Consider the following 15,672-nt stretch of genomic DNA (forward strand, 5'->3'; position numbering starts at 1 on the left):
CCTACCGCGCGAGCAGCAGCGCGATGAGCGCCAGCGCGCCCGGCACCACCTGCACGAACAGGATCCGCTTGCTGGCCGTCGCGGCGCCGTAGAGACCCGCGATGATCACGCAGACGAGGCCGTACAGCTGGAGCTGGAACTCACCGGCGACGAGCCCCCACACCAGCGCGAGGGCCAGGAAGCCGTTGTAGAGTCCCTGGTTCGCGGCGAGGGTCTTGGTCTCCTCCGCGAATTCCTTCGTCGTGCCGAAGCCGGCGCGCGCTCGGGGTGACGTCCAGAGGAACATCTCGAGGACGAGGATGTAGACGTGGATCAGGGCGACGAGCCCGACCAGGATGTCGGCGACGATGGTCACGCGTGCTCTTTCTCATCCGCCAGGAGGAGGCGTTCCTCGGTGTCGAAACAGGTGTGCGTGCCGGTGTGACAGGCCGGGCCGGTCTGGTCGACGCGCAGCAGGACAGTATCGCCGTCGCAGTCGATGCGCACCTCGCGGACGTGCTGGTAGTGCCCGGACGTCTCGCCCTTGACCCACAGCTTCCGCCGGCTGCGCGACCAATATGTGCCGCGGCGGGTGGCCAGCGTCGCCGCGAGGGCGTCGTCGTTCATCCAGGCCATCATCAGCACGTCCGAGGTGGCGTGCTCGACGACGACCGCGGCGATCAGGCCGTCGGCGTTGCGCTTGAGGCGCGCCGAGACGGTCGCGTCCAGGGTCATGCGGTGGCTCCCAGGATGTGCCGCTTGAGCGGCATCGAGTTCAGCAGGACGAACGCGTAGGCGTAGCCGACGAAGGAAAGGCCGGAGAACAGCTTGTTGAACCACAGCTCGGCGCCGAGCAGGAGGAACGCGTGCAGCACCGCGAACACCACGGCGACGACCAGGCCGCCGATCCGCGCGCTGCCCATCTTCAGCACGAGCCCGGTGGTGACGACGCCGCCGAGGATCAGCGCGAGCGCGGGCATCCGGTAGATGGCCAGGCTCGCCCCGGCGCTCAGCACCGGGATCAGGTCGAGCAGCGCCCACGCGACGGGCAGCCCGACCATGAGCCCCGCGACGACTTTCACCTCGACGGGTGCCTGCCAGGACTTCACCGGACCTCGACCCCGCCTTCGCGCAGGGCGCTCTTGACGTCCCCGATCTTCAGCTGTCCGAAGTGGAACACGCTGGCGGCGAGCACGGCGTCGGCCCCGGTCCGCACCGCGGGCAGGAAGTGCTCGACCGCGCCCGCTCCCCCGCTGGCGATCACCGGGACGCGCACGGCCTTGCGCACGAGCCCGATGAGCTCGAGGTCGAAGCCGTTCTTGGTGCCGTCGGCGTCCATCGAGTTGAGCAGGATCTCCCCGACCCCGAGCTCCTCGCCGCGGGCGGCCCACTCGACGGCGTCGATCCCGGTGCCGCGGCGGCCGCCGTGGGTGGTGACCTCGAAGCCCGACGCGGTCGGCTCGCCGCCCTCGGGCACGCGCCGGGCGTCGACGGACAGCACGATGCACTGGGCGCCGAACCGTCTCGACGCCTCGCTGAGGAACTCGGGCCGCGCGATGGCGGCGGTGTTGATGCTGACCTTGTCGGCGCCGGTGCGCAGCAGCCGGTTGACGTCGTCGTTGCTGCGCACCCCGCCGCCGACGGTGAGCGGGATGAAGACCTGCTCGGCGGTCCGGCGGACGACGTCGTAGGTGGTCTCACGGTCGCCCGAGGAGGCCGTGACGTCGAGGAAGGTGAGCTCGTCGGCGCCCTCGGCGTCGTAGCGCCGGGCCAGCTCGACGGGGTCACCGGCGTCGCGGAGGCCGGCGAAGTTGACACCCTTCACGACCCGGCCCGCGTCGACGTCGAGACAGGGGATCACCCGCACCGCGACAGACATGGCCACCAGCGTAGTCAAGGGGCTCCGGACCTCTGCGAATGGCACGGTCCGGGCATCCGCCGTTCACGCTCCGGCCACCCGATCCGGCTAGTTTCCGCGCGTGCGCAGACTCCTCCCGGTGGTCGTGGCCGCCGTCACCCTGCCGGCCGCCGTCCCCGCTTCGGCCGCTCCCCGCGATCCGGCGCCCGTCCTGCAGACCCAGGCGTTCGTCGACGACCCCGGCGCCTCCCCGGCCGACGCCGATGCCGACGATCCCGCCATCTGGGTGCACCCGCGCGATCCCGGACGCAGCGTCGTCCTCGGGACCCTCAAGAAGGGCGGCCTGGCCGCGTTCGACCTGGGCGCGCGAACCCTGCAGCCGGTGCCCGCCGGGCCGGGCGGGCGGTTCAACAACGTCGACGTCGTCGGCGACCTGGCCGTGGTCAGCGACCGGGGCCGGGACCGCGTCCGCGTCTACCGGATCGACCCCGCGGGCGCGGCCGCCGGCGCGCACGTGCTGCGGGACGTCACCGATCCCGCCGCCGCGCCGGTGTTCTCCGCGTCGGAGTCCGAAGTGGACGAGCAGCGGACCGCCTACGGCCTGGCCGCGGGCCGGGACCCGCGCACCGGCGTCCGGTGGGTCGCGGTGACCCGGCGGCACGAGACGCGCGTGGCGCTGCTGCGGCTGGTCGACCGGCCGGACGGCTCGGTTGCCACCGCGCCGATCGCCACCGTGGACCTGCCCTCGGAGTTCCGCCTGCCGGACGGGACCACGTGGTCGCCGTGCGAGGAGCCCGGCGAACGGCCGCAGCTGGAGGGCTCGGTGCTCGACGGCCGCGTGCTCTACACCGCCCAGGAGGACGTCGGGATCTGGCGGATCCCGCTGTCGCCGTCGGGCTTCGGGCGGCCCGAGCTGCTCGACCGCGTGCGCTCCTTCGGCGTCCCCGCGCGCTGGGACGCGGCCGCCGGGGAGTGCGTCCCGGACGGCCCCGACCCCGGCTTCGGCGGCCACTGGCTGACGGCCGACGCGGAAGGCCTGGCCCTGGCGAACGGCACGTTGTTCGCCTCCAGCCAGGGCGACTCGCGGTTCGTCGTGTACGGCAAGCGCGTCCGTGACCTGCGGATCGTGGCGGGCCGCGGCACGGATTCGGTCGAGCACTCCGACGGCTCGTCGATCAGCACGGCCTCCCTCGGCCACCGCTTCCCGCACGGCCTCCTGGTGGTCCACGACGGCGAGCGCCGCCCCGCGGCGGGCGGCCTCCCGACCACCGGTTTCGCCTTCGTCCGGCTGGAGGACGTCCTGCCCCGGTGAAAACTTCCGGCCGCCGTGCAGCGGCACGGCCCCCTCGCGCGTCCAGAGAGGTGACCGAGAGGACGCGTGTGACCTTCGAAGAGTTCGTGGCGGAGCGGCTGGACGGGCTGCTCCGGTACGCCACCGTCCTGACGAACGACCCGCACCTGGCGCAGGACGTCGTCCAGGACGTGCTCCTGCGCGCCCAGCAGCGGTGGGACGGTATCGACGCGCCGCCGACCTACGTGCGGCGGATGATCACCAACGAGTACGTCTCGTGGCGGCGGCGCGCGGTGCGGCGGATGGTGGCCAGCAGCCACGACGTCCTCGACGCGCTCGGCCCGCCCGAACCCGACCCGTCGGCCGCCTACGACGAGCGGGACGCCATGCTCGGCCTGCTCGCCACGCTGCCGCGCAAGCAGCGCGCGGCCGTCGTGCTGCGGTACTACGAGAGCTACTCCGACGCCGAGATCGCCGCGGTCCTGCGGTGCGGCGTCTCGACCGTGCGCAGCCAGATCTCGCGGGCCCTGGCCACCCTGCGCCAGGCCCCGCACCCGATGTCCATCACCACCGGAGCTCCCGAATGACGCGCACCGAGCACGAGACCGAGACGCTGATCCGGGAGAGCCTGGACCGCCTCGCCACCCGCGCCCCGGACGGGCGGGCGGTGCACGAGGCCCTCGCCCGCGCCGGGCGGAAGCGGCGGCCGTCGAACCGGCTGGCCCTCGTCGCCGCCGCGGTGGTCGTGCTCGTCGTCGGCGCCTTCGCGGGGGTGCAGCTGCTGACCCGGCCGGACCTGGCGCCCGCCGCGGGCCGCCCGGTGCTGGCCTACAGCCTGGAGTGGCTGCCCGCGGGCTTCACCGAGAAGTACCGCGAAGGCGGCCCCGGGATCACCCCGCAGGTGCGGCAGTGGACGGCCGGTGCGGCCGAGGTCACGCTGACGGCGTACTCCACCGCCGACCCCGAGTGGTCGCAGACCGCGCTGAAGATCGCGTCGCTCAAGGACCAGGCCCTGGTGCACGGCCGGGTCGCCATGCTCACCGGCTCCGGCGGCACCGCGGAGCTCACCTGGCTGGCCGACGACCGGCACGTGCTGGTCGTGCAGGTCCTCGGGGTCCCGGACGCCCGCGCGATCGCCCAGCAGGTCGCCGACTCGGTCGCCGCCGCCCCGGTCGGCGTCCACGGCGAGCTGCGGTTCGGTCCGCTGCCGCCGGGGCTGGCCGAGCGTTCGACCGTGGTGAAGGGCGCCAGGCCGGACGACGGCAGTACCGAGCTGACCGCGGCCGACCCGGCCCGGCCGTCGGTGCCCCTGCTGCGGGTCACCGCCGGGCCGTACCCGCCCACTCCGGACATGGCGTTTTCGGTGACCGTCCGCGGCGGCGAAGGCTTCTTCGTGGCGCCGGCGACCGGACGGGACCCGATGGTCTTCACCCGGCTGCCGTCGGGACGCTGGCTTCGGGTGTCGGGTGCGCGGCCGAAGGCCGAGCTGATCGCCGTCGCGAACGGCGTCCAGCTCGACCCGGCACCCGACTACCGCTGGCTCGGGACTACCAGTTGATCATCGGGAACCAGATGATCCCGAGCCTGCCCAGCACGCGGACGTCCCAGTAGAGCAGCGTGAAGGTGCCGCCGACGAGCAGCGCCACACCGGTCACGGTGGCGATCCGCGCCGGCTTCGCGGCCAGCCAGCGCTGCACGCGCCCGCCCGTGGCGTAGGTGAGGATCAGGAACAGCACCGCCATGACGACGATGTTGCCGAGCGACTGCAGCGCGAACGCGGCGGCGCCGTAGAGGACGTTGTGCTGCTCGGCGGCGTCGCGGAACATGATCCGGAACAGCGGGTACGGCCGTCCGATGAGGAAGCCGCCGATGAGCGCCCCCATCAGCACCAGCGGGGCGGCGGGGTGGCGGCGGGTGAAGCCCTCGAAGGGGTTGCGGAGGATGCCGAGGGCGATCAGGCCCATCAGCAGGAAGACCAGGCCGACGACGCCGAAGGCGACCATGGACTGGATGCTGCGCGGGGAGAGTCCGGTGGTCTTCGCGGTGGAGAACTGCGGCATCCGCGTGCCGACGAGCGCGACGATGACGCCGTAGACGACCGACACGGTGAGCATGCCGGCGGCGATCCAGCCGAGCGGCTTGAGCGCGTTCCGCTTCGTGGTGGTCTGGTCGCCGACCAGCGGCGCGACCGCGCCGAACGCGGCGATGTTGCAGGCGGTGAAGGAGCCCGCGAGGCCGGAGACGAACGCGAAGAGCGTCCCGGCCAGGACGCCGCTGATCGGGGTGGCCTTGGCGTCGTAGCCGAGGAGGCCGTTCGCGACGCTGTCGCCGATCACGGAGTCGACGAACGGCGCCGACCAGATGGCGGTCAGCACGAAGCCCGCCACGATCGCGGCGACGGCGATCGCGGCCCGGCGCGCCGGATACGGCCCGGCGCCGAAGAAGCCTGCTTGCGGATGGACCGGGACTTGCTGCTTGACCGCCATCGATGCCTCCAGGATGCGGGGATTCAGCATTCAAAGCGTTGCAGAATCAGGTCTTGAAACGCTTCGGCCGAGCGTGTGGGCTTTGGGCGCCAAAAGGCCTAGGCAATTTTCCCGGCCGATTACGGTGAGACATTGCTGGTCAGCCTTCGCGTCTGCTGCGCCTGGCCGAAGAGTTTGGAATTCGCGTTGACTTCTCGAGCTCGTGGCCACCCGAGCCGGCGACTCCGCCCGACGGGAGCACCGGTCAGGCTCCCTGCGAACCGGCCCAGCCTGTCGAGGCCCGCAGGAAGGCGCCCCCGCCGGTTACGGTGGGACATGACCTTCCCCGGCAGCGCCGCCTGGCGGCACGAAGACGCCCGCACCGGCTTCGAAGTGACGCGATTCCGCCCCCACCAAGGCGGCTGGCTCGCCGAAGGCGCCACGAGCGCGGTCGAGGACGGCGTCGCGTGGGCGGTGCGGTACACCCTCGTCGTCGGTCCACAGTGGACGCTGCGCTCGGCGCGGATCGGCGGCCTCGGCGAGCGGGAGCTGGTGGTCGAAGCGGACGGCCGCGGGCACTGGCGGCTCGACGGGCGGCCCGCGCCGCACCTGGACGGCTGCCTCGACCTCGACCTCGAGGCGTCCGCGATGACGAACACCTTCCCGGTGCACCGGCTCGCCCTGCCGGCCGGCGGCCGGGCCGAGGCGCCTGCCGCCTACGTCCGCGCGGCCGACCTCGGCGTCGACCGGCTGGAGCAGACCTACGAGCACCTGTCACCCGGCCGGTACGGCTACGCGGCGCCGGCGTTCGGCTTCGCCTGCGTCCTCGAATACGACGACACGGGCCTGATCACCCGCTATCCCGGGATCGCCGTCCGCCACCCGGCTACGGTGGGCGCATGACCTCCGAGACCGACCGCCTCGCCGCCGAGCGCTACGTCGTCCTGACCACGTTCCGGCGCGACGGGCGCGCCGTGCCGACCCCGATCTGGGTGGCCGGTGACGGCACCGAGCTCCTGATGTCGTCGGTGCGGGACACCGGCAAGGTGAAGCGCATCCGCAACGACGGCCGGGTGGAGATCCAGGCCTGTGACGTGCGTGGGCGGAAGACGCACGGCGCGAAGGTCTCCGGCCGGGCTCGGCTGCTGGACGCCGCGGACAGCGAGCGGGCCCGGCGGGCGATCGCCCGCAAGTACGGCATCGTCGGGCGCGTCACGATGTTCTTCTCGAAGCTGCGCGGCCCGGCGGACCGGACGGTCGGCATCGCGGTCAAAGTGGACGGCTGAAGCTGCGGAAACCGCGCCGGAGGTAGTTCGGCAGCGCGTTCGGGTGATCGAGGGTCGAGGTGTGCAGCCAGACCCGCCGCGTGCCGGGCAGCGCCCACGCGTCGGCGACGACGAGGGTCAGCGCGAACCCGCCGAGTCCTTTGCCGACGAATTCCGGCACCAGGCCGAACGTGGTGATCTCGACGTCGTTCCCGGGCTGCGGCTCGAAATCCGCCGCGCCGGCGATTTCGCCGCGGTACTCGATGAGCCGGTATTCGCGGTGCGGCGCGGCGAGCCAGCGGTCCCATTCGGCGTCCCCGCGGGTGGCGCTCGGCCAGCGGTACGGCGTCCCGATCCGGACGTGCAGTTCGCGGATCAGCGGCCCCGCCGCGGCGGTCCGGAGCGCAACCCCCTCGACGAGCGGCGCGGGATTCAGCTGACCGGCGGCGGTCATTTCCAGCTGGGTGACGATCTCCTCCACCCGCGGCAACCTACGACCCACGGGGATCGCTGTCAGCCGCTTTTCGGGGTCAAGCGGACGCCGGCTGCCCGGCCAGGAGCCGCTCGGCCAGCGCCGTCACGAGGTCGTGGCGCTGCTCGTCGGTGAACAGGTCCGGCAACGTCAGCCGTTCCATGATCAGCCAGTTCAGCGCCAGCCACAGCAGGACCACCATCGTGCCGTCGCCGGGCAGGCCGGACTTCTCGTGGTACTCGACGTTGAAGTCGACGTCCGCGCGGATCCGCCGGGTGAGCACGTCCCGCAGCTCCGGCCGGCGCGTGGCTTCGAGCCGCAGTTCCAGCAACGCGAGGAAACCCGTCGGGAACGCGGCGACGCGGTCGACGAGTTCGTGCATCAGCTCGACGACGCGGGCCCGGTCACGCGGCCCTTCGAGGCCGCCCGCGATGACGCTCTCGTCGACCAGCCGCTCGTAGACCCGCTCCCCCGCGTGCTTGAGGATTTCGTCGCGGTTGGCGAAGTAGTTGGACGCCGTGCCGACCGGCACCCCGGCCTGCTGGTCGACCGCGCGGAAGGTGAGCCCGCGGGCGCCTTCGCCGGCCAGGACCTCGATCGCGGCGTCGAGCAGCGCCGCGCGCCGCTCGGGGTTGCGTCGCACCATGACGTGGGCTCCAGACGTAGGACTCCGACCAAAGTACTACATTCGGAGTTGTCTGCGCCGATCCCGCGTCGCCGCCCGGCTCTCCTCCGGCGCTTCCCGGTAACTGGCCACGCGGCCGCCGGGCTGCTGCCGCGGTGTCCCTGCTCGGCTAGGCCTTCGCCACCGCGGCGAGGGCTTCCGGCAGCGTGAACGCGCCGGCGTAGAGCGCCTTGCCGACGATGGAACCCTCGACACCGTCGGACGCCAGGCCCGCCAGCGCGACGAGGTCGGCCACGCTCGACACCCCGCCGGAGGCGATCACCGGCGCGTCGGTGCGGGCGACGACGTCGCGCAGCAGCTCGAGGTTCGGGCCGCGCAGGGTGCCGTCCTTGCTGACGTCGGTGACGACGTACCGGGACGCGCCGTCGCGGTCGAGGCGCTCCAGGACGTCCCAGAGGTCGCCGCCGTCGGAGGTCCAGCCGCGCGCCGAGAGCCGGTGGCCGGCCTCGGTGATCCGCACGTCGAGGCCGATCGCGACGCGATCGCCGTACTCGCCGATGACCCGGGCTGTCCACTCCGGGTCCTCGAGCGCGGCGGTGCCGAGGTTGACCCGCCGGGCCCCGGTGTCCAGCGCGGCCTTCAGCGACGCGTCGTCGCGGATGCCGCCGGAGAGCTCGACCTGCACGTCGAGCCGCCCGACGACCTCGGCGAGCAGTTCGCGGTTGCTGCCCTTGCCGAAGGCGGCGTCGAGGTCGACCAGGTGGATCCACTCGGCGCCGTCGCGCTGCCACGCCAAGGCGGCCTCCAGCGGGCTGCCATAGGAGGTCTCGGTGCCGGCCTCGCCCTGGACGAGTCGCACGGCCTGGCCATCGGCCACATCAACGGCGGGAAGGAGCGTGAAAGTCACGCGGCTTACTCTAGGGCGGAGACCCGGATCACCCGGTCAGAGGGTCGCCAGCCAGTTGCGCAGCAGCTGGGCCCCGGCGTCCCCGGACTTTTCCGGGTGGAACTGGGTGGCCCACAGCGGCCCGTTCTCGACCGCGGCGACGAAGTCTTCGCCGTGGTGGGCCCAGGTGACCTTCGGTTCCTGCCCGGGCAGGCCGTCGAGCTCCCACTTGCGCGCGGCGTAGGAGTGCACGAAGTAGAACCGCTCCTCCGGGTCGAGCCCGGCGAACAGCCGCGAGTCCGCGGGCGCGCGCACGGTGTTCCACCCCATGTGCGGCAGGACGTCGGCGGTCAGCCGGTCGACCACGCCGGGCCACTCGCCGGTGCCCTCGGTCTCCTCGCCGTGCTCGACGCCGCGGGAGAAGAGGATCTGCATGCCGACGCAGATGCCGAGCACCGGGCGGCCCCCGGCGAGCCGCTTGCCGATGATCCGGTGCCCGTGCACGTCCAGCAGCCCCGCCATGCAGGCGGAGTAGGCACCGACACCGGGAACGACCAGGCCATCGGCTTCGACGGCGGCATGCGGATCGGCGGTGACCTCGACATCGGCGCCCGCGCGCGCCACAGCGCGTTCGGCGGAGCGGAGGTTGCCGGAACCGTAGTCGAGGATCACCACACGAGACACGCCACCCAGCGTAGCCGCCGGTCTCGGCGACCTTCGACCGAATAGGGCCTGTTACACAGCGCTCGACCGGCGGAAAAATCTTGAAGATACCCGTTTGAGGGTCCCCGCTCTCTGGGTATCACTCACTCGTTCGTGTGCGCTCAGCCGGCACGACCGGACGCCAGGGAGGCGAAGATGGCCGAGGACGATCTGCTGTCCCAGATGCTGCACGCCTGGCGCGACGACATTGAAAGTGTGCCCTTTCCGCAGTTCAGCGAGCTGCTGATCCCGCGTCAGCAGACCCGGCCGCGGTGCGTCCCGGGCCCGTCTGCCGCTCGCGTGACGAACGCCACGCGGAGAACAGACGCCTGACTGTGGTTTCCTGCGGTGGCCGCATCGACGCGTCCCCGGGAGCCCTTCATGAGTCGCACCCCTGATCCGCACGACTTCCTCGACCTCGACGCCGGGCTCGCCGAGGAGGACCGCGCCATCCGCGACGCCGTCCGCGCGTACGCGAAGGATCACCTGCTGGACCACGTCGCCGACTGGTACGAAACGGGCGCGCTCCCGGCCGCGGAGCTGGCGAAGGGCTTCGGCTCGCTCGGCCTGCTCGGCATGCACCTGGAGGGTTACGGCTGCGCCGGCACCAGCGCCGTCGCGTACGGCATCGCGTGCCGCGAACTCGAGGCCGTCGACTCGGGGCTGCGCAGCTTCGTCTCGGTGCAGGGGTCGCTCGCGATGTACGCGATCCACAAGTGGGGCAGCGAGGAACACCGCCAGGAGTGGCTGCCGCGGATGGCCACCGGCGAGGCGCTGGGCTGCTTCGGGCTGACCGAGCCGGACGCGGGCAGCGATCCGGGCTCGATGCGGACGCGCGCGGTGCGCGACGGCGACGACTGGGTGCTTTCGGGCACGAAGATGTGGATCACCAACGGAACCGTCGCCGACGTCGCGGTCGTCTGGGCGCAGACCGACGACGGCATCCGCGGCTTCGTCGTCCCGACGTCGACGCCGGGCTTCACCGCCAACGAGGTCAAGCACAAGCTGTCGCTGCGGGCGTCGCTGACCGCGGAACTGGTGCTCGACGGCGTCCGGCTGCCGTCGTCGGCGGCGTTCCCCGAGGTCCGCGGCCTGCGCGGGCCGCTGTCCTGCCTGAACGAAGCCCGCTACGGGATCCTCTTCGGCGTCGTCGGCGCGGCGCGCGCGTGCTACGAAGCCGCGTTGGAGTACACACTCTCGCGCTCGCAGTTCGGGAAGCCCCTGGCAGGGTTCCAGCTGACCCAGCGCAAGCTCGCCGACCTGGTCGTCGAGGTCAACCGCGCCGGGCTGGTGGCGTTGCAGATCGGGCGGCTCAAGGACGCCGGCGAGCTGCACCACAACCACGTCAGCTTCGGGAAGATGGCGAACGTCCGGTCGGCGCTCGACGTGGCCCGGACGGCGCGGTCGATGCTCGGCGCCAACGGGATTTCGCTGGAGTACCCGGTGATGCGGCACATGGCGAACCTCGAGACGGTGCTGACGTACGAAGGCACCGAGGAGATGCACGCGCTGTCGCTCGGCCAAGCGGTCACGGGGCTCGCGGCGTTCCGCTGATCGTTTTTTGTCGGTGGTGCCCGCTAGCTTCTCCGGCATGACGTTTTCCGAGTTCGAAGCCGTGGTGGAGCTGCGGCGCTACACCTTGCACCCCGGCCGGCGCGATGAGCTGATCGAGCTGTTCGAGCGCGAGTTCGTCGAGCCGCAGGAGGCGGCGGGCGCACACCTGTTCGGGCTGTTCCGGTCGCCGGCGTCGCCGGACGAGTTCGTGTGGCTGCGCGGCTTCCGTTCGATGCCCGAGCGCCAGGCCGCGCTGGAGGAGTTCTACACCGGCCCGGTCTGGAAGGAACACCGCGAGGCGGCGAACGCGACCATGATCGACTCCGGCAACGTCCTGCTGCTGCGCCCGGTCCGCCGCGGCCTCGCCGCACCACCACCGGGCGCGGGCGTGCACGTCACGGTTTCCGCTCCCGCACCCCCGCCGGAGTCGGCGTTCGCGGCGTTCGAGACGGAGCCGTCGGAGAACACGTTCCCGCAGCTGCCGGTGCGCACGGACGGCCCGTTCGCGGTGTGGTTCAGCCGGGTCGCTTCGCCGGGTTCCGTGGAGCTCGTCCCGACGTCGCGGTCACCGATCCGCTGAGAGGAGTTCGACGAGCCCTGCGGGGTAGAGGATCTTGCGGCCCTCGCGGAACTCGGCGAGGCCGACCCAGCGCGCGGTGGCGGGATCGTCGAGGATCTTCATCTCCTCGCGCTGGTAGCGATCGGCGTCGGCGAACTCGGCGGCGTAGAGGAAGGCGATCTCGTGCCCGGGCCGGTCCTGCCAGGTGAAGACGTTCTCGAGCACCCCGAGCAGCTCGCCGACCTCGATCTCGGCGTCGAGCTCCTCGAGGAACTCCCGCTTGAGCGCGTCGGCACTGTGTTCGCCGAACTCGATCCCGCCTCCGAGCGGGCGGCAGAAGGTCTCGCCCTTGACGTCGTCGTGCGCTTCGAAGACGAGCAGCGCGTCCCCGCGCCGGAGGACGGCGAGGACGATGGGCCGGATCGATGGCATGGCGGTCACGCTAGCGGGTTCCTACTCCCCCAGGAACTCCCTGATCGACAGGCCCAGCGAGCCGGCGTCCAGGCCGTGCGCCAGGTCGTGGTCCGCGATCCGGCCGTACGTGCGGACCTCGGCGTCCCGCCGCACCCCGAGCGCCTTCATCCGGTGCGGCACATCGGAAAGCGCCTCCGCCACGCAATGCGCCGACGTGCCGGCGAGGTAGGGCTCCACGAGGACCACGTCGGCGGTGGCGGACAGCGCCGCCGACCGCAGGCCGGCGGCGTCGAACGGCCGGATCGTCGAGGCGTAGAGCACGGTCACGTCCAAGCCCGCCGTCGCGCGCAGGACGCGGTCCAGCACCGGGCCCACCGCCACCACCACGCCGCGCGATCCCTGCCGCAGCCGCGTGAACCCCACCCCCAGGTGCGGGGAAGCGTTCTCCTGCGCCGAAAGCCGCAGGTAGACCCGGCCGTCGCCGGGGATCGACTCCAGCAGGAGCCGCTCGGCCTCGGCCGGGTGGCCCGGCACGTGGACCGTCCAGCCCGGCAGCGAATCGATCAGTGCGACGTCGCCCGGGGACTGGTGCGTGCGCCCCGCCGTCGGCATGTCGTACGACGCTCCCCACGACACCAGGACGCCGCCCACCTCCTGGTGCGAGAAGTCCAGCTTGATCTGCTCGAACGCGCGCTCCACCAGGAACGACGGGAACGTGTGCACGATCGGCCGCAGCCCGGCGAGCGCCAGCCCGGCGCCCGTGCTGACCAGCAGCTGTTCGCGGATCCCGACGTTGATCACCCGGTCCGGGTGCCGCCGCGCGGCGCCGGCGAGCTGCGCCGCCGAGATGTCGGCCAGCACGACCGCGACGTCCGGGTCGGCGTCGATGATCCGTTCGGTGGTGGCGAGGAATTCCTCTCGCATCGACCGCGTGTTCGGCATGTTCAGCCCTTCGGTTCGACGACGGCGACCACGGCCAGCGGCCGGCCGGGGTGGGCGGTGGTGAAGGCTTCGTAGAGTGCGTCGTGGTCGCGGCCGGACACCGTGCGCGTCTCCCAGCCTTCGACGGCGAAGCGGCGGGCGATGCCGCCCGGCCAGCCGTGCGTCGACGACTGGTTGTCGATCACCACCGTGGTCAGGTTTTCGAGGCGCTCGCGCGCCGCGACGACGATCGCCTCGTGGTTCGAACCTTCGTCGAGCTCGGCGTCACCGACGAGCGTCACGACCTTCGCGCTCGTCAGGCCACGGGCGCGCAGGCCCAGCGCGGTGCCGAACGCGATCGGCAGGCCGTGGCCGAGGGAGCCGCTGGAAATCTCGGCGCCGGGCAGGCGTCGCCGGTCCGGGTGGTGGCCGAGGCGCGACACCGTGTCGGACCACGTCTCGAGCTCCGCTTCGTCGATGAAGCCTTTCGCGGTGAGGACGGCGTAGTACGCCATCGGCCCGTGCCCTTTGGACAGCAGGAAGCGGTCGCGGCCCGGCTCGCGGAAGTTCGCGGGCGTGACGTCGAGCACGCGGTCGTAGAGCACCCACAGGACGTCCAAAGTGGACTCGGCCGCGGCGCGGTGCTTTTCGTCGCCGGTCATCAGGGAAATCAGCCGGGGCAGGTCGGCGTGGCCCGGCTCCGTCGCAGTGGTCATGACCCGACGATGCAACCTCGACTAAACTCGAAGTCAAGGATAGCCTGACCTGGTGACCAGGCTCGCTGAACATCTCAGCATCGGACAGGTGGCGGAACGCAGCGGGGTTCCGCACACGGCACTGCGGTTCTACGAGGAGAAGGGGCTGATCAGTTCGGAGCGCTCGGCGGGCAACCAGCGCCGCTACGCGCGTTCGGTGCTGCGCCGGATCGCGTTCATCCGCGCCGCGCAACGGGTCGGGCTCTCCCTGGAGGACATCAGCGCGGCGCTGGCGACGCTGCCGGTGGACCACGCCCCGACGAAGGCGGACTGGGCACGCCTGTCCCGCGACTGGCAGCACGAGCTCGACGCGCGCATCGACGCCCTCCAGCGGCTTCGCGACCGGCTCACCGGCTGCGTCGGCTGCGGTTGCCTGTCCCTGCGCAGCTGCGCGTTGTACAACAACGACGACGAGCTGGCCCGCTTCGGGCCGGGCGCGAGCAAGCTGCGTCCCGCGGTCGAAGGCGGCGTCTAAACCGCTTGCGCGCGGGGAGGATGCTGGGTGGGCAATGAACGAAAAGCAACTGATCCGCATCTCGAAGCGGCTGGCGCGGCACCTGCGCCACGACCCCGCCGCCCTCGGCCTGACTCTCTCGTCCGACGGCTGGGTCCCGGTCGACCAGCTCGTGCGCGCGCTCTCGATCACCCGCGAGGAGCTCGACGAAGTGGTCGAGAAGAACAACAAGCGCCGCTTCGCCTTCGACGAAACGGGCACGCGCATCCGGGCGAGCCAGGGCCACAGCGTGGCGGTCGACCTGGGTTTGCCGGACGCGCCGCCGCCGGACGTGCTCTACCACGGCACGGTGGCGAAGTACCTCGACGCGATCTTCCGCGAAGGCCTGCGCCCGATGAACCGCCACGCGGTCCACCTGTCGGCCACGGTCGAGACGGCGACGATCGTCGGCGCCCGCCGCGGCAAGCCGGTGGTCCTCCGGGTCGACGCCGCGGCGATGGCGGTGGCGGGCCACGCGTTCCAGGTGAGCGCGAACGGAGTTTGGCTGACGTCGGCGGTACCACCGGAGTACCTGTCGCAGACCGGCTGACTTGCACCCGGTGAGTCGGGTCGCGTACCCGGAGGGTCGGCCCGCGTACCCGGAGGGTCGGCCCGCGTACCCGGAGGGTCGGGTCGCGTGACGGAACCCGATCTCGCGTGATCGGAGCCGGAACTCGCGTGACAGAACCCGCGGGACTCGCGTGATCGAAGCCGGAACTCCCGTGACAGAACCCGGGACTCGCGTGATTGGGGGCGGAACTCGTGTGATCAGGCGGGCATCTCGCGTGATCAGGCGGGCATCTCGCGTGACTGGAGGGGCATCTCGCGTGATCAGAGGGGCGACACGGGGGTGAGGGTTCGGCGGCGGGGGCGGCCGAGGAGGCGGCGGCCCACGTCCAGGAGCTCCGCGCGCAGCTCTTCGTCACCCAGGCCGGCCAGGTCCGGGGAGCCGCCCGCCATGGCGATGCCCGTCAGGGCCACCAACGCGTTCACGCGGGTCGTCGTGTCCGGGTCCGGGCCCGACAGGATGCCGAGGAGCGCCTGGCCGAAGCCCTGCGTGCCGCCGTGGGCGGACTTCTCGATCGCGCGGGCGATGCCCGGGTCGCTCGAAAACAGCGCCACCAGCGTGCGGTGGCGGATCACCAGCTCGACGAAACCCTCCAGCAGCAGGTCCACCTGCGCACCCCGGCGCTTCAGCGCCGCCGCTCGCCGCACGAGGTCGTCCAGGTCGCGGACGCCCGGCTCGGCGACCGCCTCGGTGATCTCCGCCTTCGTCTTGAAGTGGTAGTACACGGCCGCCTTGGTGATGCCCAGCGCGTCGGCGATCATCTGCAACGACGTGCCCTCGACCCCGTGTTCGGTGAACAGGCGCAGGGCGGTCTGGAGCAGTCGGGTCCGGGTGTCCTCGGCCGGGCCGGCGGTCATTCTTCCTC

Annotated in this window: 23 protein-coding genes; 10 read left to right on the forward strand and 13 right to left on the reverse strand. The window is 71.9% G+C overall.

The features are described from left to right. Nucleotide 1: 1 nt before the first annotated feature. Genes ACWED2_RS08365 through hisF form a run of 4 tightly spaced genes read right to left on the reverse strand, consistent with a single transcriptional unit; the run spans nt 2 to nt 1,858 of the window. Nucleotides 2-355 (reverse strand): DUF1304 domain-containing protein, encoded by a 354-nt coding sequence (locus ACWED2_RS08365; RefSeq protein WP_449689768.1) that lies wholly within the window; start codon nt 353-355, stop codon nt 2-4. Then, nucleotides 352-714 (reverse strand): phosphoribosyl-AMP cyclohydrolase, encoded by a 363-nt coding sequence (gene hisI / locus ACWED2_RS08370; RefSeq protein ID WP_449689769.1) that lies wholly within the window; start codon nt 712-714, stop codon nt 352-354. The genes ACWED2_RS08365 and hisI overlap by 4 nt, the downstream gene beginning before the upstream one ends. Next, complete coding sequence (locus tag ACWED2_RS08375; protein ID WP_449689770.1) at nt 711-1,088, reverse strand: hypothetical protein; 378 nt, start codon at nt 1,086-1,088, stop codon at nt 711-713. The genes hisI and ACWED2_RS08375 overlap by 4 nt, the downstream gene beginning before the upstream one ends. Beyond that, nucleotides 1,085-1,858 (reverse strand): imidazole glycerol phosphate synthase subunit HisF, encoded by a 774-nt coding sequence (gene hisF, locus ACWED2_RS08380; RefSeq protein ID WP_449689771.1) that lies wholly within the window; start codon nt 1,856-1,858, stop codon nt 1,085-1,087. The genes ACWED2_RS08375 and hisF overlap by 4 nt, the downstream gene beginning before the upstream one ends. A gap of 118 nt (nt 1,859-1,976) precedes the next feature. On the opposite strand from hisF, the gene ACWED2_RS08385 reads away from it, so the two are divergent. From ACWED2_RS08385 to ACWED2_RS08395, 3 genes are all read left to right on the forward strand, one after another. After that, nucleotides 1,977-3,149 (forward strand): phytase, encoded by a 1,173-nt coding sequence (locus ACWED2_RS08385; RefSeq protein WP_449689869.1) that lies wholly within the window; start codon nt 1,977-1,979, stop codon nt 3,147-3,149. Nucleotides 3,150-3,217: 68 nt separating this feature from the next. Continuing rightward, on the forward strand, nt 3,218-3,715 hold the full coding sequence (locus ACWED2_RS08390; protein WP_449689772.1) for a SigE family RNA polymerase sigma factor: 498 nt from the start codon (nt 3,218-3,220) through the stop codon (nt 3,713-3,715). Beyond that, nucleotides 3,712-4,686: a hypothetical protein gene (locus tag ACWED2_RS08395; protein ID WP_449689773.1), complete on the forward strand. Its 975-nt coding sequence runs from the start codon at nt 3,712-3,714 to the stop codon at nt 4,684-4,686. The genes ACWED2_RS08390 and ACWED2_RS08395 overlap by 4 nt, the downstream gene beginning before the upstream one ends. On the opposite strand, the gene ACWED2_RS08400 is transcribed toward ACWED2_RS08395, so the two are convergent. Continuing rightward, on the reverse strand, nt 4,676-5,614 hold the full coding sequence (locus tag ACWED2_RS08400; RefSeq protein ID WP_449689870.1) for a hypothetical protein: 939 nt from the start codon (nt 5,612-5,614) through the stop codon (nt 4,676-4,678). The two genes, ACWED2_RS08395 and ACWED2_RS08400, sit on opposite strands and share 11 nt — an antisense overlap. A gap of 315 nt (nt 5,615-5,929) precedes the next feature. Between ACWED2_RS08400 and ACWED2_RS08405 the strand changes: the two genes are divergently transcribed. Both ACWED2_RS08405 and ACWED2_RS08410 read left to right on the forward strand, forming a co-directional pair. After that, entirely contained in the window at nt 5,930-6,496 is a 567-nt protein-coding gene (locus ACWED2_RS08405; RefSeq protein WP_449689774.1) for a putative glycolipid-binding domain-containing protein, read from the forward strand. Continuing rightward, nucleotides 6,493-6,879 carry a PPOX class F420-dependent oxidoreductase gene (locus ACWED2_RS08410; RefSeq protein ID WP_449689775.1) on the forward strand — a complete coding sequence of 129 codons (387 nt, stop codon included), beginning with the start codon at nt 6,493-6,495 and terminating at the stop codon, nt 6,877-6,879. Before ACWED2_RS08405 ends, ACWED2_RS08410 begins: the two co-directional genes overlap by 4 nt. On the opposite strand, the gene ACWED2_RS08415 is transcribed toward ACWED2_RS08410, so the two are convergent. From ACWED2_RS08415 to hisH, 4 genes are all read right to left on the reverse strand, one after another. After that, nucleotides 6,863-7,339, reverse strand: coding sequence for a GNAT family N-acetyltransferase (locus ACWED2_RS08415; RefSeq protein ID WP_449689776.1), 477 nt, complete (start codon nt 7,337-7,339; stop codon nt 6,863-6,865). The two genes, ACWED2_RS08410 and ACWED2_RS08415, sit on opposite strands and share 17 nt — an antisense overlap. Nucleotides 7,340-7,388: 49 nt before the next feature. Then, entirely contained in the window at nt 7,389-7,976 is a 588-nt protein-coding gene (locus ACWED2_RS08420; protein ID WP_449689777.1) for a TetR/AcrR family transcriptional regulator, read from the reverse strand. A gap of 148 nt (nt 7,977-8,124) precedes the next feature. Then, a complete protein-coding gene (gene priA, locus ACWED2_RS08425; RefSeq protein ID WP_449689778.1) occupies nt 8,125-8,862 on the reverse strand; it encodes a bifunctional 1-(5-phosphoribosyl)-5-((5-phosphoribosylamino)methylideneamino)imidazole-4-carboxamide isomerase/phosphoribosylanthranilate isomerase PriA in 738 nt (245 codons plus the stop codon). Nucleotides 8,863-8,898: 36 nt separating this feature from the next. Beyond that, nucleotides 8,899-9,516: an imidazole glycerol phosphate synthase subunit HisH gene (hisH, locus tag ACWED2_RS08430; RefSeq protein ID WP_449689871.1), complete on the reverse strand. Its 618-nt coding sequence runs from the start codon at nt 9,514-9,516 to the stop codon at nt 8,899-8,901. A 183-nt stretch (nt 9,517-9,699) separates the two neighbouring features. On the opposite strand from hisH, the gene ACWED2_RS08435 reads away from it, so the two are divergent. From ACWED2_RS08435 to ACWED2_RS08445, 3 genes are read left to right on the forward strand one after another with little or no spacing between them, the layout of a single operon-like run. Next, nucleotides 9,700-9,876 carry a hypothetical protein gene (locus tag ACWED2_RS08435; protein WP_449689779.1) on the forward strand — a complete coding sequence of 59 codons (177 nt, stop codon included), beginning with the start codon at nt 9,700-9,702 and terminating at the stop codon, nt 9,874-9,876. A gap of 48 nt (nt 9,877-9,924) precedes the next feature. Continuing rightward, nucleotides 9,925-11,097 (forward strand): acyl-CoA dehydrogenase family protein, encoded by a 1,173-nt coding sequence (locus ACWED2_RS08440; protein ID WP_449689780.1) that lies wholly within the window; start codon nt 9,925-9,927, stop codon nt 11,095-11,097. 37 nt (nt 11,098-11,134) lie between these two features. Then, complete coding sequence (locus ACWED2_RS08445; RefSeq protein ID WP_449689781.1) at nt 11,135-11,677, forward strand: NIPSNAP family protein; 543 nt, start codon at nt 11,135-11,137, stop codon at nt 11,675-11,677. On the opposite strand, the gene ACWED2_RS08450 is transcribed toward ACWED2_RS08445, so the two are convergent. From ACWED2_RS08450 to ACWED2_RS08460, 3 genes are read right to left on the reverse strand one after another with little or no spacing between them, the layout of a single operon-like run. After that, nucleotides 11,663-12,088, reverse strand: a complete 426-nt coding sequence (locus ACWED2_RS08450) for an NUDIX hydrolase (RefSeq protein WP_449689782.1) — start codon at nt 12,086-12,088, stop codon at nt 11,663-11,665. The two genes, ACWED2_RS08445 and ACWED2_RS08450, sit on opposite strands and share 15 nt — an antisense overlap. Nucleotides 12,089-12,109: 21 nt before the next feature. Continuing rightward, entirely contained in the window at nt 12,110-12,994 is an 885-nt protein-coding gene (locus ACWED2_RS08455; protein ID WP_449689783.1) for a transketolase family protein, read from the reverse strand. Nucleotides 12,995-13,014: 20 nt separating this feature from the next. Then, nucleotides 13,015-13,707, reverse strand: a complete 693-nt coding sequence (locus ACWED2_RS08460; RefSeq protein WP_449689784.1) for a thiamine pyrophosphate-dependent enzyme — start codon at nt 13,705-13,707, stop codon at nt 13,015-13,017. Between the two features lie 52 nt (nt 13,708-13,759). Between ACWED2_RS08460 and soxR the strand changes: the two genes are divergently transcribed. Together soxR and ACWED2_RS08470 are read left to right on the forward strand one after the other, a co-directional pair. After that, nucleotides 13,760-14,221: a redox-sensitive transcriptional activator SoxR gene (gene soxR, locus ACWED2_RS08465; protein ID WP_449689785.1), complete on the forward strand. Its 462-nt coding sequence runs from the start codon at nt 13,760-13,762 to the stop codon at nt 14,219-14,221. 34 nt (nt 14,222-14,255) lie between these two features. Then, the gene (locus tag ACWED2_RS08470; protein ID WP_449689786.1) at nt 14,256-14,789 is read left to right on the forward strand and encodes an RNA 2'-phosphotransferase; all 534 of its coding nucleotides are present in this window, start codon (nt 14,256-14,258) and stop codon (nt 14,787-14,789) included. A 281-nt stretch (nt 14,790-15,070) separates the two neighbouring features. Here the strand turns inward: ACWED2_RS08470 and ACWED2_RS08475 are convergent, their stop codons facing one another. Further along, nucleotides 15,071-15,664 carry a TetR/AcrR family transcriptional regulator gene (locus tag ACWED2_RS08475; RefSeq protein WP_449689787.1) on the reverse strand — a complete coding sequence of 198 codons (594 nt, stop codon included), beginning with the start codon at nt 15,662-15,664 and terminating at the stop codon, nt 15,071-15,073. Nucleotides 15,665-15,672 lie beyond the last annotated feature (8 nt).

It is taken from the genome of Amycolatopsis sp. NPDC005003, from assembly GCF_053600695.1.